Genomic DNA, 24,889 nt, shown 5'->3' with positions numbered 1-24,889 from the left:
ATGACTAGGAAATGGAGTTAGAAAATGGAGATACATCAAGCAAAACATAAGCAAAATAGTACGATCAAACAAGGGATCCAAACTGCACTTGATCAAATCATCAGAGCACGATTCATCATTGCATTGCTCGTATTCATTTTGATGCTGGTTTTCAAAATCCATGGCAGTTCGTTGGCGATGTGGGACCAATATGTTTCAGATTATGCTAAAGATGGTAATAGTGAAAGTGTGATCGTAGGAGAACCAAGGCCCATTCGATCAGATGAATGGATGGTGCAAACCCCTTACAGCTTATCACAAACACAAACAGGATTAAAAAATCACAATGAAGTGATCACAGTAGATGGGCAAGATATGGTCATCGGTTATAATTCACCTGCATTGAATTTAGCTACATTGGCAAAACCGTTTACTTGGGGCTATGTTCTTTTAGGGAAAGAGCGGGGATTGTCTTGGTATTGGGGATTAAAACTGATCGGATTGATGCTGCTGTCTTTTGAAATGGGTTTGATTTTGACTAAGCGTAATAAGTATCTAGCTTTATTGACCAGTGTCTGGCTTCCATTTTCAGCAGCGATTCAATGGTGGTTTGTTTCTCCAGTAGGAGATTTAGTGTTCTTTACTTTTGGATTTTTAGTAGGTATGTATAATTATTTCTATGCTCATGAAAAAAAATGGGTGCGTTTATTGTGTGCTATACTAGCTGCATTATGTGCCTCCGGATTTATTTTAGTCTTGTATCCGGCTCTTCAAGTGCCTTTCGGTTATTTGATCTTATTATTTTTACTTGGCTTTTTCTTCGAATTTCGTAAGAAAGTAAAATTAGATAAATTTGACGCTCTGTTTATCAGTTTAGCTGTAGTGATGACAGGAATCATCGTCGGTGTCTCACTTGTTACATCATGGGATTCGTTGATGCGGGTGATGCATACGATCTATCCGGGGAACCGAGTGAGTCTTGGTGGTGACTTTGCTAAAAAGGATCTATTCAACTTTTTAGTCAATTGGAAAATGTCATTTAAAGATGTCGTTTATGAAAACAACTCTGAATTAAGTAGTTTTTATCACTTCTTCTTTGTTATTTTATTCGTCTCACCTTGGGTATTTTACAAAAAAATCAAAGAAAACTTATACGGCTTTTTGCTATTTGTTTTCTGTTTATTCAATATAGTTTGGATGAGCCTACGTTTTCCAACAATTCTTGCTAAAATCACGATGTATTCTTATGTTCCAGAAGAAAGAGCGAATCTAGCGTTTGGCTTTGCAGCGATTTTATTGAGTATTTGGTTTATTCAATACGCATGGGAACAGAAAAAACTAGCATTTAAATGGCAAGTACCGATCATTGTAATTAATCTAGGTTTGTATTTCTTTTCACTCTATAAGGGAAATCTAGGATTGTATTTAAGCCGGATGGATATTATTTGGACGCTTCTAGTTGCAGGACTATTGATCGTTTTATTATTGAATCAGCGAAAATACCTTTTTTCTTTAGTATTGCTTGCTGCAGTATTAGTTGGAGGGACGACAGTCAATCCAGTCAGCAAAGGGGTTAGTCCTGTTTACGATAAACAAATTGCTCAGAAAGTGATGGCAATCGAAAAAGAAGATCCAGGGCAATTGTGGGCTGGAGAGCGTATGATGCATGCTTTCTTACCTATGCTAGGAGTTCATAATTTTAATGGAACAGCTTTTACACCCAATTTGGATTCATGGAAACCACTTGATCCTAATGGGAAATATGAAAAGGTTTATAATCGTTACTCTCACATTTACGTTGAAATCAGCACAGAAAAACCTCAATTTGAATTACTTCATGCAGATGCATTCAAAGTACGATTGAGCTTGGAAGATTTGATGAAATACAACATTCGTTATCTAGTCACCTACGAAACGATCGATGAATTAGCTACAGAAAAAATCCAAGTGAAACAATTATACGGACCAGATACAAATAATGCGTATATTTATAAAGTGAGTTATTGACCACATACGCTTATTGAAAGGATGTCAAGATGGATAAAATCTTAAATAGAATAAGTAACCTGATTCTATTGGTTACGATTGCTGGTTCTTACTTAATGTGGGTCGTTGGGATCAGCACACCTACAACTGGCTGGATTTATACTAATAGTGTCTATCTATTATCAGCAGCCATTGCATTGGTTCTTTTACTGAGAATAAAATCACTAACGAAAGCAGATTGGATATTGATAATATTAGCTGTAGTGATTTTTGTATTTTATACATTGACGTCTTCTATGAGGCATAGTAATCGGTTTATCAATGCATCGATCCCTTTGATTATTTTACTACTGCTTTGCTTTAAAAAAACGAAGTTCACCAAGATCGATTTAGGTCTGTTGGCTGGTATTTCTGGGACGGCGCTGTTTGTGACGATTTATAGAATGTATGTCGAGTTGCCCAAATTGATCGATCCTGCATTGATTTGGAAAAATGACAATAAGCTAGAAGCGATTTGGATCAATACAAATACGATCGGTATGACGATTTTCTTATCAGTGATGATGTTGACGATCATTATCAAGTCATTTAACATCGGCTATTTTAAATTATTGGTCATTCCAGTATACGCTGCCGGACTTTTAGGTGTTTGGGTATGTCAGTCGAAAGCTTCTCTAGGTGCGTTGATTTTCTTTATTTTAGTCGACAATATCGTTCCTAAGAAACTATTAAAAACTAACTATCTGCTGCTTGCTGGTTTTGCACTATTTTTTGTAGCAGGTCCGTTTATTTTTTATCAGTTTGCTGAGTCGGATGCGATGAATTTATTCACTGGTAGAGAAAATATTTGGGCTGAATTTTTTGAAAAATGGTTTTCCAACACTCAAAATATGCTCATAGGAATGGAACCTTTTACGGCTTCATGGAAATCGCTGGGAACGCATAATAGCTTTATCTATACCTTAAGCAATTATGGCATTATCGGCTATACATTGATTTTTAGCGTGCTGCTTTACTTATTAGCGACTAATGTATTCGCTAAAACCAAACTTTCTGCACTTCAAGTGAGTTTGTTTTTAGCCTTTTTAGCGATTTGTATCCAAGCAACGATGGAGGATACCTTGCTTGCAAACTACTGGTTGCCGATCGTGTACTCCTTTGTTGGACTTGCACTGCAGAAAAGTGAAGAAAAAACAGTAAAGTAACGGAATCGATTCGATAAATCCTCCCTAGAACGTGGGAGAGGTTATTGTTTTTTTTAGCCCCATTGTGGTAACATGAAACGGAAAGTTTTTATCAGTAAAAAATAGGTAAATGTTTATTCAGGAAGGAAGGTAAAAATGACAACTAAAAGTGAATGGAATAATGCAAAGCGAATTGCGATTATTATTATTGACGTGCTTGTCTTTAATTTTTCGGTATTGGTTGGATTTTGGATTAAATTTGGATCTAACATTCCTTCATATAATTTTGTATCCTATGAGAAATCTGCTATCTATATTTCGCTGTTTTTTATCTTTTTAAATATGCTATTAGGTGCGTATGTGTTCTATAATCGAACGATCAATGATATTGTTTTTGTCACCGTGATCGGTCAATTCTTGACGATTTTGTTTATCATGACGATCACATTTGCAGGTCGTTGGTTCACATTTCCGAGATCGGTCCTTGTGTACACATTTATCGTCGGTATTATATTGTTGAGCCTGTGGCGGATTCTGGTTTATTTCTTATATTTAAAAGTCAGCTCGATCAAAAAAGTCGTGATTATAGGAACCGAGGAAAGTGTTGTTTCTGCAGCACAGAACTTTATCAGTCATAAAAATAAAAAGCATCAGGTGACCAAAGTGATCGTTGATCATTATTATGAAAATTTGGTCAAACAGCTTGATGAAATCGATATCGTTTATATTTCTAGCCATATCGATGAGAACGAAAAATTTAAAATCTATAAACTCGTAACAAAAGCGGAAAAGAAGCTATTTTTAAATACCAGCTTTGAAAATCTAATTATGTTAAAACCGAACATGATGAATTTTGAAGATGAAAGTATCATTGAGGTGTCTGATTTTAGAATCAAAGGAGAAGACAACTTCATGAAGCGTCTATTTGATATCATTCTTTCATTTGTGTTGTTAGTTATTGCTTCTCCTTTGATGCTGATTGCAGCGATCTTAGTGAAAGTAACATCTCCTGGTCCTGTGATTTACAAGCAAACAAGAATCACATTGGATCAAAAAGAATTTCCAATTTTAAAATTTAGAACAATGTCTGCAACAGCAGAAGCTAAATCTGGTCCAGTTTTATCAACAAGTAATGATGCTCGTGTAACAGCTGTTGGTAAATACTTACGAGCCTTAAGGATCGACGAGCTGCCTCAATTGATCAATGTGATCAGAGGAGATATGGCGATTGTCGGCCCAAGACCAGAAAGACCTTTTTTCGTGGATCAATTCAATAGTGAGAATCCTCAGTATTACTTACGACACAATGTCAGAGCGGGAATCACTGGATATGCACAGGTGTATGGGAAATATGCATCAGATTATAATAGTAAATTAAATTTTGATCTATTGTATATCAAAAACTATTCATTACTGCTGGATCTGAAAATCTTGTTGCAAACGATCAAGATTTTATTTGATAAAGTTTCTTCTCAAGGTGTAGAAGAGGTTGAACGCAGTACAAAAGATCTGTCATTCTTAAGTGAAAATAAAATTGAGCTATTTAAATGAAGTGAGTGAATAAAATGCAAACTATACCTGTTAGCGTGTTGATGTCTGTCTACAAGAAAGAAAAACCGGAATATTTTACCCAAACGATGGAAAGTACGCTTGCTCAATCCGTTCAGCCGGATGAGATTCTTTTGGTCGAAGATGGACCTCTGACAGATGAATTATATGAGCAGATCCAGCATTACCGTGATCGGTTAGCTGGTCGATTGACTATCATTTCGCTAGAGAAAAATCAAGGTTTGGGCACAGCATTAGCGATTGGTGTGAAGAACTGCCGTAATGACTTGATCGCCCGAATGGATACGGATGATATCATGGCCAATACTCGTTTAGAAATACAATATAATACTTTTTTGAAAAACAGTGAATTAGCTATCATAGGTTCAAACATCATTGAATTTGAAGATACGATCGAAAATGAGCTGGCGAGAAAGAACATGCCTCTAACGAACGAAGAGATTCGCCAGTTTTCCAAAAAAAGAAATCCCTTTAATCATATGACCGTTATGTATAAAAAAGAAGCGGTCATTGCTGTCGGAAATTATCTTCCTTTACAAGGATTTGAAGATTATTACTTGTGGGTCAGATTATTGAAAGCCGGTTATGAAGGTCAGAATTTACCAGAGTTTTTAGTTTACGCACGTACGGGAAATGACATGTATAATCGTCGCGGCGGCCTAAAATACCTGATGCCTGGTCTAAAAGCAAGAAAGAGGATCTATCAAGAAGGACTAGGCAGCTTTACTGATTTCGTTTCAGTATCAGCGATCCATATTGTTATTTGTCTAATGCCTACACAGCTACGGGGGAAATTTTACAAACGAATGCTTAGAAAATAGTATGTCGTTTCTTAATCAGAAAGAACACATCACATAACGATTAGTTATGTGGTGTTTTTTGTTTTCCTTGATACTTGAAGTGCTTTGGCTTGTTTACAGTTGTATTAAGAACACTGGTAAGTTGTTGAAAGTTTTTATCAGATGTGAGAAAATAGACCAGATGTATTCTGAAAACAGGTACTTTGAGGAGTTTAGTATTGAACGATGAATAAGATAGAAGACACAGAGCAAATCAAAAGAATCCAAAGGGTCAATTTAGAAATGGCAAACTACTTTGTCAGCTTCTGCAATGAACACGATTTGTTGTGTTATTTTTGTGGTGGCGGCTGTATCGGAACAGTCAGAAATCAAGGCTTTATACCATGGGATGACGATTTGGATTTTTTTATGCCGCGTAAGGATTATGAGAAATTATCTGACTTATGGCAAGTACATGCGGATGTAGAAAAATATCCATTGATGAAACCATCTAAAACCTTCATTGACCATAATTCCTTTACAACGATCCGAGCAGCGGAAACAACCTTTATCAAACCTTATCAGCAGGATTTGGATATGCCTCACGGTTTGCCGATCGATATTTTTCCACTAGACGGCGCACCAGACGGAGCGGTCAAGAGAAAGATTCAAAAGCTATGGGCATTGATCTATGCGTTGTTTTGCTCACAAGTGATTCCGGAAAAACATGGTGGAGTCATGGCGTTTGGCAGTAAAGTCCTCCTAAAACTGGTTCCTACTAAAAAAGGTCGCTATAGAATCTGGTCATTTGCCAGCAAACAGATGTCAAAATATGATTTTTCTACGTCTGAATATGTGACTGAGCTTTGTGTAGGTCCGCGTTACATGGGGAATTTGTATAAGAGAACAGACTTTGAAAAGGCAGTGTACTTGCCTTTTGAAGATACAACGATGCCGGTACCAATCGGGTATGATCATTATTTGACTCAAGTATTCGGTAATTATATGGAGTTGCCGGATGAAAAAGATCGTATTTCTCATCATGATGCAGTGTACATTGATACAGAGAACACTTATAAAAAATATAAAGGAATCTACTATTGTGTGGATCACTTGAAGGAGGAATAATTGATGATTACAGCTTTGATTATTGCCGGTGGTGTCGGTAAAAGAATGGGACAGGATATTCCAAAACAATTTATTATGGTTGAGGATAAACCGATTATTATTTATACTTTGGAATCTTTCCAAAAGCATCCGATGATCGACCAAATCCTGGTCGTTTGTAAGAAAGGCTGGGAGGATACCCTATCAGCATATGCAAAAGAGTATCATATCGATAAACTGGAGTGGATCATTGAAGGCGGCAACAGCGGTCAGGAATCCATTAGAAATGGTGTAGATTTCTTAAAAGCACACTCTGAAAAAGAGGATACGATTGTGATCCACGACGGGATTCGTCCATTAGTCGATGAGATCGTATTATCTGATGTTATCGTAAAATGTAAAGAATTCGGTAATGCAGTGACTTCACTGCCTTATAACGAACAAATTTTTGTGAAAGAGACAGAAGAAACAACGAAACAATATATTAATAGAGAAACATTGAGAAGAGTGTCTACACCTCAAGCATACCAATTCGATAAGCTTGCTTGGGCTTATGAAAAAGCCTTCAAAGAAGGCATTGGTATCTCAGAATCATCGTATGCTAATACAATGATGGTCGATTTAGGAGAAACTCTTTATTTTGCTGTGGGTTCTGATAAGAATATCAAACTAACGACACAAGATGACCTGCAATTATTCAAAGGCTATCTTCGAATGAAAGAAGAATAGGAGAACACTATGTTTTCAAATAATCTTGATTATCAAAAAGATATCGAAAAAGTTATTCAGGAACAATTGGCATGGAACAAATTAAAAAATAAATCGATTCTGATTATCGGGGCTTCAGGTATGATCGGAACGTTTTTGATCGACTGCTTAATGGCTTTGAATAAGAAACAAGCTCTCAACATCTCAGTTTATGCGATGGGAAGAAATTTAGGAAAGCTGGAGTCAAGGTTTGTCAAATATCTAGGTGATCGCCACTTTCATCTAGTGGCAGGAGATGTTTTAGAACCGTTAGTCTCTGATATTACGTATGATTTCATTATTCATGGTGCAAGTAATACACATCCAAAAGCCTACGTAGAAGATCCGATCAATACGATCATGACGAATATCAAAGGAACAGAACAGGTGCTGAACTATGCAGCGAAGCATTCTGTTGAACGGGTATTGTTTCTTTCCACTGTTGAGATATACGGAGAAAATAGGGGCGACGTAGAGAAATTTGATGAGCAATATTGTGGCTATATAGACAGTAATACGTTAAGGGCTGGTTATCCGGAAGGGAAACGAGCAAGTGAAGCACTGTGCCAAGCATATATTCAGCAGTATGATGTCGATGTAGTGATTCCTAGATTATGTCGCATTTTTGGTCCAACGATGCTGAAAGAAGATTCCAAAGCTTCTTCTCAGTTTATTCGAAACGCTGTGAACGACGAAGATATCGTTTTAAAGAGTGCAGGAACACAGTATTATTCTTATTGTTATGTTGCTGATGCAGCATACGCATTATTGTATTTACTTCTAGAAGGTAAATCTGGCGAAGCGTACAATATTGCCAATAGCCAATTTGACTTAACACTAAAAGAGTTGGCAGAAAAGCTGGCTGCGCTCGTTGGTAGAAAAGTGATCTTTGAAATCCCAGATCAAACAGAAGCTGCGGGTTATTCTAAAGCAACGCAGGCGATTCTAGCTACTGATAAGATAGAACGATTGGGGTGGCAGCCGATTTATTCCTTAGAAGAAGGCTTAGAGCAAGTCATAAGAATTATGAAAACCGAGGAGTGAAAAAGTAGTGCCTGAGATAAGTATTATTGTTCCGGTATATAAAGTAGAGCAATATCTAGATAAGTGTGTAAAATCCATTTTAGCTCAAACATTCCAAGATTTTGAACTGATTTTGGTCGATGACGGTTCGCCGGACAGAAGCGGTGAGATGTGTGATGAATATGCGAAAGCCGATCAACGGATCACTGTTATCCATCAAGAAAATGGCGGCTTAAGCGCAGCAAGAAATACTGGGATCGAAGTAGCTAAAGGTCGTTACCTAGGCTTTGTTGATAGTGATGATTATATCATGGAAGATATGTATGAACTTTTATATAATAATCTAAAAAGAGAAGATGCTGATTTAGCAACAGTTGGTTTTTTGGATGTTTATGCGGGGAAAGAACCTGTGATCAAAGAGAAAAAATATATCGTAACAGATATGGTCGGCGCAGCAAAAATAATGTTTGAAGGAAAGCTAAGTACGATCAGTGCAACAAATAAGCTATATAAAAGAGAAATATTTGATCATGTTCGTTATCCAGTCGGTATGATCACAGAAGATGCAGCAGTTATTTTAGATGTGCTTGAAGAAACTAAAAAAGTAGTCATCGACACTAGTCAAAAATATTGTTACTTTCACCGGGAAAATAGTATTTCCAGTAATCACTTTACACATAAAGACTTGGATATGATCAAAGCATGGGAAGATAATGAAGCACGTGTTGTAGCTAAGTATCCAGAATTAGTCAATGTTGCTCATACTAGGGTTTGCTGGGCTTATTTTACTGTCTTGGATAAAATGATGAATAGTCCTCTAACAAATGAGGATATGGAGACACAAAGACAAATCATCAAATTTTTACGTAGCAATTTTACTTTTGTACTTAAAAATCAATATTTTACTAAATCGAGAAAAATAGCGATGTTCGCTTTAAAAATACATCCATACCTATACAAGCTCTTATCACGTTTTGAGAGTAGAATGGTAAGGAAAATAAACAAGTAGATCTTAATTGAGTTAAGGAGATAGGGTTAATGATAAAAAAAGCTAATGAAGTTCTTGATAAGGTAGAAATACCTTTTATTCTCGTTTGGGAATTTATGTTGATCATACGCATGATCAGTACCTATAGTCTGATTCCATCAAAATTTGACAGTATTATTTTTTCTGTTATTTCATTAGCTGGGGGATTATTATTCATTCGTAACGGGTTTGATTGGATCAAAAGACGTGAGAAGCCAAGTTTCTTATTGCTGATCTTTACCTTGGCGTTGGTCATTACTTCCATCGCAAATGCACCGACAGGTTTAGTTGCTAATTTTAAATTGATTATATGGGAAGTACTTCTTTTCTTTGTGGCTTACGAACTTGGGAAGAAAAACCGTAAAGATTTATTTTCACTAGTAGAAAAAGTTTTAGTGTTTACATGGTTTGTTTTATTAGTTATTTCATTAGGAATGTTTTTTGTACAATTCCAGTATACGATGCCTTTAGATAAATTGTATTATGGGATTCGGATGGGCTTTTTTGAAAATCGCTTGTATGGTGTATTTGTAGATCCGAACTATGCTGCAACCATTTCTGTTGTTTCTTTTTGTTTTTCTATACACCTTTTCAAAAAGGCACAGTCAAAGCTATATAGAGGTTTTTTGATTACTAATCTAATCGTATCTTTCTTTTTCGTTGTCCTTTCAGGTTCAAGAACTGCAATGATCGAAAGTATGGCAGTTGTGGTTGTCTGGGTCTTTTTCTATTTTTATTATAATAAAAAGACGATGGCGCTTTTCAAACGTCTCTTGCTTTCAACAGGTCTTGCATTAGTTGCTGTTGTGGTTCTTTCTTTGACGATGACGGTCACTCAAAAAGTTTCAGTTGTTACTGCTGAAGCTGTCAGCAAGGTGATCGTGATCAAGACAAACGATGGAAAAGATGATATTTCTTTGGATCGACCTGACACAGGAGAGGATTCAGATATTTCTAATAGCCGATTTAAGCTATGGAAAAGCGCGGTTGAAATATTTGAGACTAAGCCATTGATTGGGCCATCTCCAAAAGGTTTACTTCACTATGCTCAGAAAAATTTACCAAATACTTGGATTGCAATAAAAGAGCAAACCCCACATAATTTTCTATTTTTCTTATTGGCGACGACAGGACTTTTAGGGACGATTCCATTTACATTGTTTGTTTTATATAACATGATCAAAGCATTAGTTACTCTTTTCAAGATGAATAGAACTAATTATCTTGAATACTTATTTTATAGCTTGATCGTCTTGACGATTTTGATATCTGCATGCTTGATCCCGGATATTGTATTAGTGAATCGATTAGGTGCATTAGTATTCTTCCTTTATATCGGTAGATTGAACTCAAAAAATGAGCAGGAAACGAGTGAATTAGAGCTATGAAAGAATTGAGTATTAATGAAATACAGGAAATTGGTGTCGAGATGCTTGTGTATATCGATCAGATTTGCCGAAAGAATGACATTGAGTATTCTGTTTATTATGGAAGCTTGATTGGAGCAGAAAGACATCAAGGGTATATTCCTTGGGATGATGACCTAGATATTGTGCTGACGCGTCCAAATTATGACCGTCTGATAAAGATTTTAGCGAAAGACGAAACGTATTTGCTGTTAAGTCTAGAGACACGTACTGAATATCGCTATCCATTTGCAAAATTGATCGACAAAAGAACTTGTATGAAAACAAAACAATTTTATCATAGTGAAGATCCAGAACTAGGTGTTTTTGTAGACATTTTTCCAATAGATGGTTTTCCAGCGGATCAAGCTGAAAGAAAAGCTTTTGGAGAGCGTTGCATGTTGTATCTAGATAATATGTTAGCAACGTTGAATGCTTCTTATGCAATCTCCAAAACGAGATGGAAGGCATATGGGAAAAGAGTTTTATACTATCCAAAGTATCGTAAGTTATTGAAGCAGGGAAATTATGCTCATTGGAGAAGTTTACTTATGGATGAAATACACAAGTATCCTTTTGAGGAAGCAGAGATTTGCGGTTATATCGAATTTATTGATGAAGAATGGGGAATTTTCCCGACGGATTGGTTTAAAGAATACGAAGATATTATCTTTGCTGGTAAAACAGTTCGTGCAATCAAAGACCGCAAAAAGTTTTTGACGCTGCGTTATGGAGACTACATGGAATTGCCGCCTGAATCAGAGCGAGTGACCCATCATCCTTATACTTTTTATTGGAAATAAGCAAAACAAAGGAGTCTGAGATCAATGGACTATAGTCGTATGATGATCATTACGCTGGATGAGAAATCGGTTTTATTTTCAACGGATGCACAAAAATTAGGTATCCACGTAGAGAAATATTTTGAACGACGGACATTTATAATCAAACTGCTCAATTATCTAGATAAAAAGTTGAATTTACAATTGGCGTCTTTCTTTTATGGAAACTGGAAAAAAAAGTTGAAAGAGATCGATTTTATTTTGGTGAATTCACACTTTTTTTCTCGTCCATTGATTAAATATTTGAACCGAAAGTATCCTGAAATACGGATTGTTGTCTGGTATAGTAATCCTGTGATTAGAGATACACCTGTTTCTCTTTATTCGGACTTAAATTGTGAACTATGGTCGTTTGATGAAAAAGACTGTGAAAAATATGGGATGCATCCGAATAATCAATTTATTGATCGGACAAAGCTGACTGTTACAAAAACAGATGACAGCTATCATTCAGATGTTTGTTTTATTGGTGTAGATAAGAACCGATTACCGCTTTTATTAGAACTGGAGCAGTACTTTATCAGCAAGCAATTGAAACCGTTGATTTATGTTGTCGATTCATCTAAAAATTCTCGAACAGATTATGCTTATAAAGAAGCATTGCCGTACAGTGAATTGATCAATTATGAGGGCAATACAGGAGCTATTTTAGATATTGTTCAAAGTGATCAGCAAGGGATTTCCCTTAGACCATTAGAAGCATTGTTTCTTAATAAAAAATTGATCACGAATAATCCAAGTGTACAGAACCTGGACTTTTATCGATGGGAAAATATGTTCATTTTGTCTGAAACAAATCTAGAAGAACTAGCTGCTTTCCTTGAAGTTCCTATGGTTCCACTTCCAGAAAGTGTCACACAAAACTATCAATTCAGTGGTTGGTTTGCTAATTTTTTTAAGAGATAAATTAGAACTTTGGATGTGTAATGTAAAATAAGAACGATAGTTGATTTTATTGATCGTTTGGACTAAATGAGAGAAAATAAGAGGAATGTATTATGAATGAAAAAGCTAAGTCAGTCATAAAAAATCTATATTATACAGTTGCAGCTAACTTTGCTACGTTAGGGATCTCTGTCTTACTAAATTTATTTGTTCCAAAATTATTAGGTGTCAGAGAATATAGCTATTGGCAACTGTATGTTTTCTACTCATCTTATGTTGGTTTTTTCCATTTAGGCTGGATCGATGGGATTTATTTGAAGATTGGCGGGGAAGAATACGAAGATCTGGATAAGAGAAATTTAGGCTCTCAATTTTGGTATTTAGCTATATTTGAGGTTATTCTTTCATCTTTAGTGATCGTGTGGGCCTTTTTCTTTTTACCACCAAGCAATAAATCACTTATTTTGATATTAACTGCGGTCGTCTCTTTGATCACTATTTCGAAAACATTTATTCTCTTTATTTTCCAATCAACAAACCGTATCAAAGAATATGCGCAATTATCTAGAACAGATCGGTATTTGTATGTCATGTTCATCGGAGTTTACCTGCTTATGGGCGGGCGGAACTTTTTCTGGTTGATTACGATGGATATCCTGTCTAGACTGATCATGACGATCTGGGGAATGTATCGTATTAGAGATATGCTCAGCTTGAAAATGATTCGCTTAAGAAAAGTCTTACCTGAAATCATCGATAATATCAACATTGGTAGTAAATTGATGATCAGTAGTATTGCAAGTATGTTGATCATCGGAACGATTCGTTTTTTTGTTGAAAAAAAATGGACGATCGAAACATTTGGGAAATTGTCTTTCACATTGAGTATTTCTAATATGTTTTTGACCTTCGTCAATGCAGTTGGCGTTGTTATGTTTCCATTGCTCAGAAGAACGAACCAAGAAAAATTACCGAACCTCTTTGTTACGCTAAGAAATTTATTTGTTCCGATTACGTACGGGATTTTACTATTCTATGTTCCTGCAAAATATATTTTGGCTGCATGGCTGCCTGAATATGCTGAGAGCTTGAAGTTTATGGGGATCTTGTTCCCGATCATTATTTACGAAGGACGAATGTCATTATTGATCAATACCTACCTAAAAGCTTTGAGAAAAGAAAAGACGATTTTGTTCGTTAACTTAACGACATTATCGTTATCGCTTATTTTGTCAGTCATCATTATTTTTGGCTTCGGCAACCTGACTTGGGCGGTGGGTCTTATTTTGATCAGTTTAGCCTTTAGATGTAACTTTGCAGAGTTGTTTTTGTGCAAATCGATGAACATTCCTATAATCAAATCTCTACTTTTAGAGACATCAATGACTGTTTTGTTTATCTTAAGTAACCTGTTTTTCGGCGGTAGTTTTATCAGTACAGCTGTGTATGGAGTATGTTATTTACTTTATCTATTAGTGAATCATAAAAAGATGCTTCAAAGCTTTAATGAGTTCCGTGGATTATTGAAGGGGACATAAAAATGTTATTTATTCTTTTTCAAATGGCAGAGAGCTGATTTAAAAAATCAGTTCTCTGCTATTTTTTATTGCAAAAAAAGAGTGTAAAATTGTATTTTTAGATTGCATAAAATTACTTAAAGTAATAATTACTTTGATGGACAAAAAGAGTTAACTTTGTTACAATTATTTTATTGAAAGATGAGGGGTGGAAAAGTTGAAAAAGAAACTAGGGTATTTATTTGTCGGTATGATAGCTCCTGTTATTTTTATGCCGTCTATGGTCTTTTCGCAGGAACAGACGGGTTCAATGAATACAGTGGAAGAATCACATGCTGTATCAACTAGTGATACAGAGCGAATTATGGAGTCTACAGATACAAGTACAACTCAAATGAGTAGTGTCGAAGAAAGTGGAAGTACTGAAACTCAGGATTCAGTAGAGGGAAGCAGTCAACTAGAAAAAAGCACAGCACCTCTTACAGTCAGCTATTCGATCTATAATGAAAAATCAGGCTGGCAGCCAGAACAAACAAATGGCACACAAGCCATTTTTTCAGCTGGTCGGATAGAAGCGTTAAAGGTAGCACTTACTGGAGGAGAGCCGGAACAAGGCAGCATCCAATATCGTGCACATGTAGCAGAGGTCGGTTGGCAAAACTTTACTGACGCCAATAGTATCAGCGGTGTTTCCGGAAAAAGAATGGAAGCGATTCAAATTCAACTGACTGGGATGCTTAAAGAAACTTATGATGTTTATTACAGAGTGCAGGCCCAAAATTTTGGTTGGCTGGATTGGTCTGTGAACGGTCAAAATTCTGGAACGACTGGTTTTTCTTATGAGATCAAAGGCATTCAGATTCAACTGGTAGAGAAGGGTCAAGCTGCACCTGGGAAAACAACACGTCCTTTTGTTCAGTATAAAAAACCAAATATAAAATACCAAAGCCATATACAGGACATCGGTTGGCAAGGCGTGAAATCTAATGGACAATTGAGTGGAACTACAGGTCAATCTAAACGGATGGAAGCAATGAAACTCACAGTCGACAATCTTCCTGTGTCAGGCGGTATTGAATATCGCAGTCATGTTCAGGATATTGGCTGGCAGGATTATGTTGCGAACAATGCGGTGACTGGAACAGTGAAACAATCTAAGCGGATGGAAGCATTAAGCATTCGTTTGACTGGTGAGTTAGCTCAGCACTTTGATGTTTACTACCGCGTACATGCTAGAAACTTTGGCTGGCTGGATTGGGCAAGTAATGGTCAAAACTCTGGTACAGCGGGATTTAGTTATCAGTTAGAATCGGTTGAAATCCAATTGGTGAAAAAAGGAACGGTCGCACCTGGTTCAGTGACCCGTTATTTTGTACAATATAAACAGCCGAATATTATTTACCAAAGCCATGTGCAAGACAAAGGCTGGCAAACACCAAGCAAAAATGGGCAAACAAATGGCTCGATGGGTCAAAGCAAACGAGTAGAAGCAATCAAAGTAAAAATTGAAAATGCCCCTGTGTCAGGCGGCGTTGAATATAGAACACATGTACAGGACAAAGGTTGGCAAAATTATGTGTCGAATAACCAATTAAGCGGAACGACAGGGGAATCTAAACGAGTAGAAGCTTATGACATTCGCTTGACTGGTGAGTTAGCAAAACATTTCGATGTGTATTATCGGACACATGCTGAGTATTTTGGCTGGTTAGGCTGGAATAAAAATGGAGGAATTAGTGGGACATCTGGTTACCGTTTTCGAATGGAAGCTTTTGATATCGTTCTAGTCAGAAAGATGTTGAATGGTCCGGCAGTTTCAAACAACTACAAAAAGGCACCAGCCGGTATGGGCAACTATTACATGGATGCCCCTAAACGAATCGAGTTAAAAACGAAACATTACTATACAGACCGTTCGTTAAATAGAGGAAATGATATTTCTGCTGGTACAGTCATCGATGTGAAAAAACGAGTGCTTGATAAAAATGGTTACCCGATTTTAGAGACACCTTATGGCTATGTGACAGCACATAAAAACATTGTTGCTGCGACAAGTAAAAACCAAAAGACATTTATGGATGTTCCTTATTATAATCAAATGGCAATGGGCTATCCAAATGGGTGTGAAGAATTTTCGCTTTATATGGCATTAGCTTATCTGGGAGCGACCCGTGGGCAAAATATTCATCAGGTCACAGAAGCAGTACCGAAAGTTCCTTCTTGGGGCAATCCGCATGAAGGCTTCAACGGACATCCAACAGATAAATACGGCTTCCATACGATATACCCGAGAGCATTTACACCTTATGCAAAAAGATATGCACCAAATTCAAGAGATATCAGTGGCGTTGGTACGGCTCAATTCAAAGAAGAGTTGATGAAAGGGAATCCTTTGGTTGTTTGGGGAACCTACCCATATTTAGCAGCACCAATCATTGATGGAACCTATTATGGTTCTTTAAAAGTTGCCAATTTACACGTTTGGTTGATCACTGGATTTGATGGAAATAGTTTCCATGTTACGGATCCGATCTACGGAACAATGTGGGTCAGTGAAGGAACGGTAGCTCTTTCATACAGTCCAAACAAAATGGCTGTTGCGATTGATAAATAGAATAGAGGGGCATTTATGAAAAATAGAAAAGCTTTCTTTTTAATTTCTGCGCTCATCCTATTAGTAGGCATCATTGTTTTTATACAATTGAATAATCAAAAAGAAGCTGAGACCAAAGCTTCTACAACGAAATCAACTCAAGCGGCTGATGTGTATAGTAAATCAAGCGTGATCGATCATTCCGATGAAACAGATGTTTCATATAGCTATGAACAAATTACGATGAGCATGGAAAAATTGGGGAAATATCGCTCAGAAATTGAACAGGCAGGATTTGACAGTACGCAGTTTACAGATCAGGAAGTACAAACTATGGTAGAGAAAATCAAAAAAAGCGGACAGTCTCTTAAGGACTATCTAAAAGAACTAGATATTGAAACAATTGATGATGATGAGATCGAAGCTGCTCGTGAATCACTTAGAGCTGCAGGAATCGATCCAGATAAAATGCATAATAATGAGATCGTTGAATTGCTCAAACAAGCGAAGAAAGAAAAGAAATCAGTCGTAGAAGTAGCAAAAGAAAAACAATAAGCTTTTTAATGAATGATCTCTTAGAGTAGCTATGCATTTCAAGACTAGTGGATGGATCAGTGATCATCCACTAGTCTTTTTTAATTAAAGTAGACCATACTCAAAAAGAATGATAAACTAAGAACGTTAAGAACATCGTATAATTATATTCTATCTAAAAGCTAGGAGTTACAGATAAATGAACAATATATTGATTACAGGTGGTGCTGGATTCATCGGCTCGACCTTAGCAAATTTTTATTCTAAAAATCATCAGGTGATCGTTGTAGACGATTTATCGATGGGAAATAAAAATAATTTAGATCACTCTGATAATATTCGTTTTATTGAAGGTTCTGTTACAGATTTTTCATTGATGGAGGAGCTGTTGAAAACAAACCAATTCGATTACATTTTTCATTTAGCAGCAGTTGCTAGTGTCGCTGATTCTGTTGAACGACCAGTTGAAACACATCAGGTAAATTTTGACAGTGTATTTCAATTATTAGAATTGATCAGAGCCCATCAAGCTGATTTGAAGCGTTTGGTCTTTACTTCCTCAGCAGCAGTTTATGGAGATGAGCCTACTTTACCTAAAGCAGAAGAATCAGTGATCCGTCCATTGACACCCTATGCAATCGATAAGTTTGCAGCGGAGAAATATGTGGTAGATTATTATCATTTATATCAAATCCCAACAAGCGCAGTCCGTTTCTTTAATGTCTATGGCCCAAAACAGAATCCAGAATCACCTTATTCTGGAGTGATATCGATTATTATGGATCGGTACAAAAAGCTTCTAAATAAAGAAGAGACATCATTTACTATGTTTGGTGACGGATCACAATCGAGAGATTTTGTTTTCATTGAGGATGTTGTTCAGGCGTTAGATTTAGTCGCTACATCAAATGCTTCTTTAGGTGAAGTCTATAATGTTGGTACAGGGACAGCAATCAACCTTAATGATTTAGTTGCAACGTTAGATGAGCTTTTAGCTAGCGAGTTGCCTGTTCAAAATCAACCGGAACGTTCTGGAGATATAAAGTACTCTTTAGCAGACATTTCAAAAATAAAAGCGATTGGTTATGAGCCGAAGCATACGATCAAAGCTGGGCTTGAAAAATATGTTTCTTATGAACTAGCTCAAGAAAAAAGCGATTTATAGGAAGAAATCAAGAATAGTAAGTGAATGAAGACAGGTGGCAAAAATGCTCGTCTGTCTTTTTTTATTGTTTGATACTCATTAGTAGGAATGATACAATGAGTGCGACTGGAGGGATCGTTGTGACCAAGATAATCGCTCACCGAGGGAGCAAAGGAACGCATCCGGAAAATACATTAATCGCATTCAAAGAAGCGGTTCGTGTGGGAGCAGATGGTATAGAGCTCGATGTTCATTTATCAAAGGACAAACAGCTAGTCGTGATTCATGATGAAACGGTTGATCGTACAACGAATGGTTCTGGCCTCGTAGTCGATCTAACTCTTGCGGAGCTAAAACAGCTGGATGCTGGTCTATGGTTTAAGCCGTTTCCAGTTGAACAGAAGATTCCAACGCTAGAAGAAGTCTTACAGTTGCTTGAAGAAGAGAAATTTTACGGTTTATTGAATATCGAAATAAAAACGGATCAAATCCAGTACGAAGGAATCGAATCGCAGCTTGTTCAGCTGATGCAAAGCCGATCGTGGATGTTTGATTATATGTATTCAAGTTTTCATTATCCTAGTCTGGAAAAGGTTTGGACGCTTGAAAAAAATCGATCGATCGCGCTGATATTCAAAGCCTCTGAGCATAAAAAAAATCAAGCAGTGAAATCATCATTTATCGAGGGGATCCATCCAAATATTGAATGGGTACTTGAGCATATAGAAGAGTTGAGCGATTTCCCTAAAGCGATTCGACCCTGGACTGTGAATGATAAAGAAAAAATGAAACGATGTATCGAGTCTCGATTGTCAGGAATCCATACAGATTTTCCAGAAATCGCACTGCAGGTGCGTAAAGAAGTACAAGCTAAAGGATGAAGAAATTGAAAAAAGTATTAGTTATAGCAGGCCCAACAGCAGTTGGTAAAACAGCTCTAAGTATTCAATTGGCAAAACAATTGGATGGTGAAATTATCAGTGGAGATTCAATGCAAGTGTATAAAGGCTTGGATATTGGAACGGCTAAAGCAACAAAGGAAGAGCGGGCTGGAGTACCTCATTACTTGATCGATTGCCGTGAGTGGTCAGAAACATATTCGGTTGCTGATTTTCAAAAAGAAGGACGTCGAATGATCGATGAGATCATCAAAAAAGGCAAGTTACCGATCGTTGTGGGAGGAACAGGATTGTATATCCAAGCGTTGCTGTATGATTTTGAATTAGGTGCTAAAGATGAGTCAACTGAAATTCGAGAAAGCTATGAACGATTCGCTAAAGAAAATGGAAATGAAAAATTATGGGCATTGCTTCAGAAAAAAGACCCTAAAGCAGCTGAGAGCATCCATTACAATAATCAAAAAAAAATCATTCGGGCACTCGAAGTATTTGATAAAACAGGATACAGTATCTTGACACCAAGAGAAACACCTAACCCTTTATATGACTATTTTTTAGTGGGCTTAGAAACGGATCGTACATTGTTATATGAGCGTATCAATCAGCGGGTAGAGCTCATGCTTGATTCTGGTCTTTTAAAAGAAGCAGCCCAACTTTATGAGGAACAACCACAGCAATCGATCCAAGGAATTGGTTACAAAGAATTTTTCCCTTATTTTGAGGGAAAGGAAGACTTAGAAGACGCAGTTGCCCAAGTGAAACAAAACTCAAGAAGATATGCGAAAAGGCAGTTGACATGGTTTAAAAATCGTATGAATGCTAATTGGTGGGATTTAGTTCAGCATCCAGAAACACAGGTGGAGCTGGAACAAGCGATAGTTGACTGGCTAGGCTCTTCGGAAGGATAAGAAATGGAAAAAAATATAGAAAAAGTTATATTAGTTGGTGTAGAAACCGAAGAAAATTATACTCGTTTTGAAGGTTCAATGAAAGAATTGAAAAACTTAACAAAAACAGCAGAAGGTGAAGTTGTCTTTTCTTTGATCCAAAAACGTCCCAAAATCGATCAAAAGACGGTCATTGGAAAAGGAAAAATAGAAGAGTTACTTCAGCTGGTTGATGCTTATGAAGCTGATTTGGTTATTTTCAACCATGAATTAACACCGAGACAGAATCAACTGATCGTTGAAGCGCTTGGGGTAAAAGTGATCGATCGTGTACAACTGATTCTTGATATCTTTGCGATGCGGGCCCGTTCAAAAGAAGGAAAGCTGCAGGTTGAGCTTGCTCAACTAAACTACTTATTGCCAAGATTGATCGGGCAAGGAAAACAGTTATCTCGTTTAGGCGGAGGAATCGGAACGAGAGGACCAGGGGAAACAAAGCTAGAATCAGACCGACGACATATCCGTAACAAGATAACAGCAATCAAGCGTGAGCTGAAAGAAGTGACCGCTCATCGTGAAAGAAGTAGGCAAAAGCGTCAATCTTCAGATTTGTTTCAAATTGGTTTGATCGGCTATACGAATGCCGGCAAGTCGACGATTTTGAACTTATTAACGACAGCTGGTACTTACTCGGAAGATCAGTTGTTTGCAACGCTTGATCCATTAACTAAAAAATGGCAGCTTCCACAAGGAATGATCGTGACGATTACTGATACGGTAGGATTCATTCAAGATTTGCCGACGCAGTTGATCGAAGCGTTTCAATCAACGTTAGAAGAAAGCCGTAGTATGGATCTCTTGCTGCACGTTGTTGACGCGAGTGCGGAAGATCGTCTACAGCATGAACAAACAGTCGTTGAGCTGTTAAATGACCTTGATCTAGAGCAGATCCCAGTTTTAACGGTTTATAATAAGAGCGACCAAATCGATCCGAACGATTTTACGCCGACTTTATTTCCTAATGTACTGATTTCTGCTAAAAGTACACGCGGCAAAGAAGATTTAACTCGCGTTGTCAGAGAAAAAATGATGGAGTTACTGCTTCCCTATGAGTTTGATATACGCTCTGACCAAGGACAACAATTAAGTGAAGTGACTCGTCATACATTGTTGCTATCAGAGAATTTTGATGAAGAAAAAAATGTCTATCATGTCAAGGGCTTTGCTAAAAAAGCTTCCAAGTGGCTAAGGGCTGAAGAAGAGTAAAGAGGAAAAAGTTACATACAAAACGATTTCTGTTTTGTATGTAACTTTTTTTGAACTGGTGTAGTTATTTTGGAAGTGAAATGATATACTGATTAAAAGTTTGGGTTAAGGTGGTATAGTATGTTGGTTGATTTTATCAAGAAAAATAAAAAGAATCTATTTTTTTATGGCGGCTTGTTCCTTTTGGTTTTTTTGTACCTCACAAATTTTAAGATCGATGTAAAAACAGATGACGGATGGTTTATGACGGCTCCTAGAGAATATGATTTGTTCAGCTATCTTCAGTGGCGATATGAAGAATGGTCGGCGCGATTATTCCCAGAAACAACACTGTATTTTATTTTCTTAGTCCCTCTGTTTGTGCATCATTTCATTAGTGCTTGTGCTTGGTTTTTATATAGTTATTCATTAGTTCGACTATTCAGTGAAAAGGTCACTCGAGTGAACTTTTTAGTAGCGTTTTTTTCTTTAGGATTTATGAACGTTTTTGTGATGAAGGATGCATTATTTTGGATCACTGGAGCGACCAATTATCTATGGCCGCTGTCTTTAGGTTTATTTGCATTGATTCCTTATGCAGATAACTTTTTTAGAAGAAAACAAACGACTGTTTGGCCTTATTTGTTACCAGCATTTCTGTTTTCTTTATCAAATGAACAATTGATTGCTTGTGTTATTGGGGTTGTCTTGATTTATCATGTAGCAATTTTTCTACGAAAACAAAAAGAGAATTACCTTCTTTTCCTTCCGACTTCATTTTTCATTGGCGGTGCTATTTTCATGCTTTCTGCCCCTGGAAATGACTTACGCTTGCAGCAAGAAGTGAAAATGTGGATGCCAGATTATCATGATTTGTCTATTTTTACAAAGGTTCTCAGAGGGAGCTCATGGTTGTTTGAGGGCTGGCAAACGAAGTTATTATTGCTATTTATTGTTCTGTTTATTGTTTCTGCGCTCATCGATGCTAAGAGGATGTTAATTAAAGTTACAGGAGTTTATACAGCGTTCTTATTATTGTTAGTTCATACATTTCCTGATCGATTTACGAATTTTCAAGCGATTACCAAAATCGATTTACTTTTAGAAATCAAGCAAGGAAACTTGTTTCATGGTAGTGTACTAGGAGCTGTGGCACCATTTGTACTATGGGGATTGTTTTTCCTGTTGGTCATTGTCTGTTCAATTACTGTATCTGAGCAAAAAATTTTTCTAGGGTTAAGTTATTGCGCCGCAGTCTTTTCCTCAATGATCATGTGGTTTTCGCCTACGATGTATGCATCGGGGGCTAGAGTTTTTATGTGTGCCTCTGTTTTCTTGATTATTAATTTATATTTGCTATATCAACAACTTTTGAAAACGAAAGGTAAAGAAGCTGAATGGAAGATATCGGTTTATGCTTGCTTTTTACCAGCTATCAATCTTCTGTTTGTTCTTTTTTTACCATAGTTTTAATAAAGATCGATTTTACTTTGATGCAAGAAAGGTATCCTCAAGGAGCCTTTTTTTATTTTATGTTAGAAAACCTTACATAAATCATTGACAAGAGAAAAAAGTATTGATATTCTATACCTATCTAAGAGAGGGGGGTGGATATGAGAGAGAAGGAACTGAGAAGATCGATGTCGGTTTTTCCAATTGGTACAGTTATGAAGCTGACCGATTTATCAGCACGTCAAATCCGTTATTATGAAGAGCAAGATTTGATTCATCCGGAAAGAAGCGAAGGAAATCGCCGTATGTATTCACTGAATGATATTGATGTTTTGCTTGAAATCAAAGATTACTTGTCTGACGGTCTAAATATGGCAGGGATCAAACGTGTCTATGAAATGAAGCTGGAAGAACAAATACATGCCCAAGAGTCGAACAGACCGTTGACAGATGAGGATGTTCGGAAGATTTTATATGATGAACTTATTTCTCAAGGGGGACTTACTCAACAAAATCCATTCCAATCCAGAGGACCAAAGTTATAATCGCTGTATTTTACAAAAAAATGAAGGACGTGAAGGAAGACAATGACGAAGAAACAAAACACAGTAGAAGATATCAAACGTATCGCCGATGAAGAAAATGTTCGATTTTTACGATTAATGTTCACAGACATTATGGGAACGATCAAAAATGTGGAAGTTCCAGTGAGTCAATTAGACAAAGTGTTAAGCAACAAAATGATGTTTGATGGCTCTTCTATTGAAGGTTTTGTACGGATCGAAGAAAGTGATATGTATTTATATCCAGACTTATCTACATGGATGATTTTTCCGTGGGAGAGCGATCACGGGAAGGTTGCTCGTTTGATCTGTGATATTTATAATCCGAGTGGAGAACCTTTTGCTGGAGATCCTCGTGGAAACTTAAAACGTGCACTTGAAGATATGAAAGAGCTTGGATTTACGTCTTTCAATTTAGGTCCTGAGCCAGAATTTTTCTTATTTAAATTGGATGAAGATGGAAAGATCACGACAGATCTAAATGACCGCGGAGGTTATTTTGATTTTGCTCCCACCGATTTAGGTGAGAATTGCCGTAGAGACATTGTGCTTGAGCTTGAAAGCTTAGGTTTTGAAGTTGAAGCCTCTCATCATGAAGTAGCGCCAGGTCAACATGAAATCGACTTTAAATATGCAGATGTGATCGAAGCGTGTGACAACATCCAAACATTCAAGTTAGTTGTAAAAACAATTGCTCGTAAGCATGGACTGCATGCGACATTTATGCCTAAACCGCTTTATGGAATCAGTGGTTCGGGAATGCATTGTAATATGTCGTTGTTTAAAGGCGAGGAAAATGTCTTTTATGATGAAAATGGACCAATGCAGCTAAGTCAAACCGCGTATCACTTTCTTGGTGGACTGCTGAAACATGCACGTGCGTACACAGCGGTCTGCAATCCGACTGTGAATTCATATAAACGTTTAGTGCCTGGTTATGAAGCGCCTGTGTACGTGGCTTGGAGTGGTCGAAACCGTTCGCCGCTTGTCCGTGTACCAGAATCGCGCGGTTTATCTACTCGTTTAGAATTACGTTCAGTTGACCCTTCTGCAAATCCTTACTTATCGATGGCAGTTCTTTTACAAGCTGGGTTGAACGGAATCAAAAATGAAATCACGCCACCTGATGCTGTGGATCGTAACATCTATGTGATGAATGAAGAAGAGCGTAATGAAGCGCAAATTCATGATCTACCATCAACGTTGCATAATGCCATCAAAGAATTACGTAAAGATGAAGTGATGATCGATGCTTTAGGTAACCACATTTATGCGAATTTTGTTGAAGCTAAGCGAATGGAATGGGCTGCGTTTCGTCAAACAGTCTCTGAATGGGAAAGAGAACAATATTTAGAGTTGTACTAAAAATTATTGATACTGTTTAACAGTTAAAAGGCTGAAATAAAAGCTAATCATTAGCTTTTATTTCAGCCTTATTTTTGTTTATTTTCGAATGAATTCGATCGAATAAACAATTATTTGTTATTTAATATTAATTTTAAGTTTTTTAAAAATTCTTGT

At 36.9% G+C, this 24,889-nt stretch carries 21 protein-coding genes; all 21 read left to right on the top strand.

Features of this window, described 5'->3' with window-relative positions; translation table 11 throughout:
• The first annotated feature begins 24 nt into the window (after window positions 1–24).
• Window positions 25–1,986: a DUF7657 domain-containing protein gene (locus A5889_RS05380; protein ID WP_176372837.1), complete on the top strand. Its 1,962-nt coding sequence runs from the start codon at window positions 25–27 to the stop codon at window positions 1,984–1,986.
• A gap of 29 nt (window positions 1,987–2,015) precedes the next feature.
• The gene (locus tag A5889_RS05375; RefSeq protein WP_087641098.1) at window positions 2,016–3,170 is read left to right on the top strand and encodes an EpaQ family protein; all 1,155 of its coding nucleotides are present in this window, start codon (window positions 2,016–2,018) and stop codon (window positions 3,168–3,170) included.
• A gap of 135 nt (window positions 3,171–3,305) precedes the next feature.
• Window positions 3,306–4,700 carry a sugar transferase gene (locus A5889_RS05370; RefSeq protein WP_087641099.1) on the top strand — a complete coding sequence of 465 codons (1,395 nt, stop codon included), beginning with the start codon at window positions 3,306–3,308 and terminating at the stop codon, window positions 4,698–4,700.
• Window positions 4,701–4,714: 14 nt separating this feature from the next.
• Window positions 4,715–5,539: a glycosyltransferase gene (locus tag A5889_RS05365; protein WP_087641100.1), complete on the top strand. Its 825-nt coding sequence runs from the start codon at window positions 4,715–4,717 to the stop codon at window positions 5,537–5,539.
• Window positions 5,540–5,743: 204 nt separating this feature from the next.
• A complete protein-coding gene (locus A5889_RS05360; protein WP_087641101.1) occupies window positions 5,744–6,625 on the top strand; it encodes a LicD family protein in 882 nt (293 codons plus the stop codon).
• A 3-nt stretch (window positions 6,626–6,628) separates the two neighbouring features.
• Entirely contained in the window at window positions 6,629–7,333 is a 705-nt protein-coding gene (locus A5889_RS05355) for an IspD/TarI family cytidylyltransferase (RefSeq protein WP_087641102.1), read from the top strand.
• A 9-nt stretch (window positions 7,334–7,342) separates the two neighbouring features.
• Complete coding sequence (locus A5889_RS05350) at window positions 7,343–8,395, top strand: NAD-dependent epimerase/dehydratase family protein (RefSeq protein ID WP_087641103.1); 1,053 nt, start codon at window positions 7,343–7,345, stop codon at window positions 8,393–8,395.
• Window positions 8,396–8,402: 7 nt separating this feature from the next.
• Complete coding sequence (locus A5889_RS05345; RefSeq protein WP_087641104.1) at window positions 8,403–9,383, top strand: glycosyltransferase family 2 protein; 981 nt, start codon at window positions 8,403–8,405, stop codon at window positions 9,381–9,383.
• 29 nt (window positions 9,384–9,412) lie between these two features.
• Window positions 9,413–10,789 (top strand): O-antigen ligase family protein, encoded by a 1,377-nt coding sequence (locus A5889_RS05340; protein WP_087641105.1) that lies wholly within the window; start codon window positions 9,413–9,415, stop codon window positions 10,787–10,789.
• Entirely contained in the window at window positions 10,786–11,610 is an 825-nt protein-coding gene (locus A5889_RS05335) for a LicD family protein (protein ID WP_087641106.1), read from the top strand. Before A5889_RS05340 ends, A5889_RS05335 begins: the two co-directional genes overlap by 4 nt.
• Before the next feature lie 24 nt (window positions 11,611–11,634).
• Window positions 11,635–12,555, top strand: coding sequence for a lipopolysaccharide biosynthesis protein (locus A5889_RS05330; protein ID WP_087641107.1), 921 nt, complete (start codon window positions 11,635–11,637; stop codon window positions 12,553–12,555).
• A 92-nt stretch (window positions 12,556–12,647) separates the two neighbouring features.
• On the top strand, window positions 12,648–14,072 hold the full coding sequence (locus A5889_RS05325; RefSeq protein WP_087641108.1) for a lipopolysaccharide biosynthesis protein: 1,425 nt from the start codon (window positions 12,648–12,650) through the stop codon (window positions 14,070–14,072).
• 196 nt (window positions 14,073–14,268) lie between these two features.
• Window positions 14,269–16,665 carry a C39 family peptidase gene (locus A5889_RS05320; RefSeq protein WP_087641109.1) on the top strand — a complete coding sequence of 799 codons (2,397 nt, stop codon included), beginning with the start codon at window positions 14,269–14,271 and terminating at the stop codon, window positions 16,663–16,665.
• 15 nt (window positions 16,666–16,680) lie between these two features.
• Window positions 16,681–17,199, top strand: a complete 519-nt coding sequence (locus tag A5889_RS05315) for a hypothetical protein (protein WP_087641110.1) — start codon at window positions 16,681–16,683, stop codon at window positions 17,197–17,199.
• 178 nt (window positions 17,200–17,377) lie between these two features.
• Window positions 17,378–18,343 (top strand): NAD-dependent epimerase/dehydratase family protein, encoded by a 966-nt coding sequence (locus A5889_RS05310; protein WP_087641111.1) that lies wholly within the window; start codon window positions 17,378–17,380, stop codon window positions 18,341–18,343.
• A gap of 119 nt (window positions 18,344–18,462) precedes the next feature.
• A complete protein-coding gene (locus A5889_RS05305) occupies window positions 18,463–19,203 on the top strand; it encodes a glycerophosphodiester phosphodiesterase (RefSeq protein ID WP_087641550.1) in 741 nt (246 codons plus the stop codon).
• Between the two features lie 5 nt (window positions 19,204–19,208).
• On the top strand, window positions 19,209–20,129 hold the full coding sequence (gene miaA / locus A5889_RS05300; protein ID WP_176372838.1) for a tRNA (adenosine(37)-N6)-dimethylallyltransferase MiaA: 921 nt from the start codon (window positions 19,209–19,211) through the stop codon (window positions 20,127–20,129).
• 3 nt (window positions 20,130–20,132) lie between these two features.
• The gene (gene hflX / locus A5889_RS05295) at window positions 20,133–21,374 is read left to right on the top strand and encodes a GTPase HflX (RefSeq protein WP_087641113.1); all 1,242 of its coding nucleotides are present in this window, start codon (window positions 20,133–20,135) and stop codon (window positions 21,372–21,374) included.
• Window positions 21,375–21,494: 120 nt separating this feature from the next.
• Window positions 21,495–22,820, top strand: coding sequence for a DUF6056 family protein (locus tag A5889_RS05290; protein WP_087641114.1), 1,326 nt, complete (start codon window positions 21,495–21,497; stop codon window positions 22,818–22,820).
• Between the two features lie 146 nt (window positions 22,821–22,966).
• Window positions 22,967–23,350, top strand: a complete 384-nt coding sequence (locus tag A5889_RS05285) for a MerR family transcriptional regulator (RefSeq protein ID WP_087641115.1) — start codon at window positions 22,967–22,969, stop codon at window positions 23,348–23,350.
• 42 nt (window positions 23,351–23,392) lie between these two features.
• Window positions 23,393–24,733 (top strand): type I glutamate--ammonia ligase, encoded by a 1,341-nt coding sequence (glnA, locus tag A5889_RS05280; protein WP_087641116.1) that lies wholly within the window; start codon window positions 23,393–23,395, stop codon window positions 24,731–24,733.
• Window positions 24,734–24,889 lie beyond the last annotated feature (156 nt).

The sequence above is a fragment of the Enterococcus sp. 9D6_DIV0238 genome (genome assembly GCF_002174455.2).
GTDB lineage: Bacteria > Bacillota > Bacilli > Lactobacillales > Enterococcaceae > Enterococcus_L > Enterococcus_L dunnyi.
The sequence above is the reverse complement of the archived record's forward strand: the minus strand, read 5'-3'. Positions and strand labels throughout refer to the sequence as shown.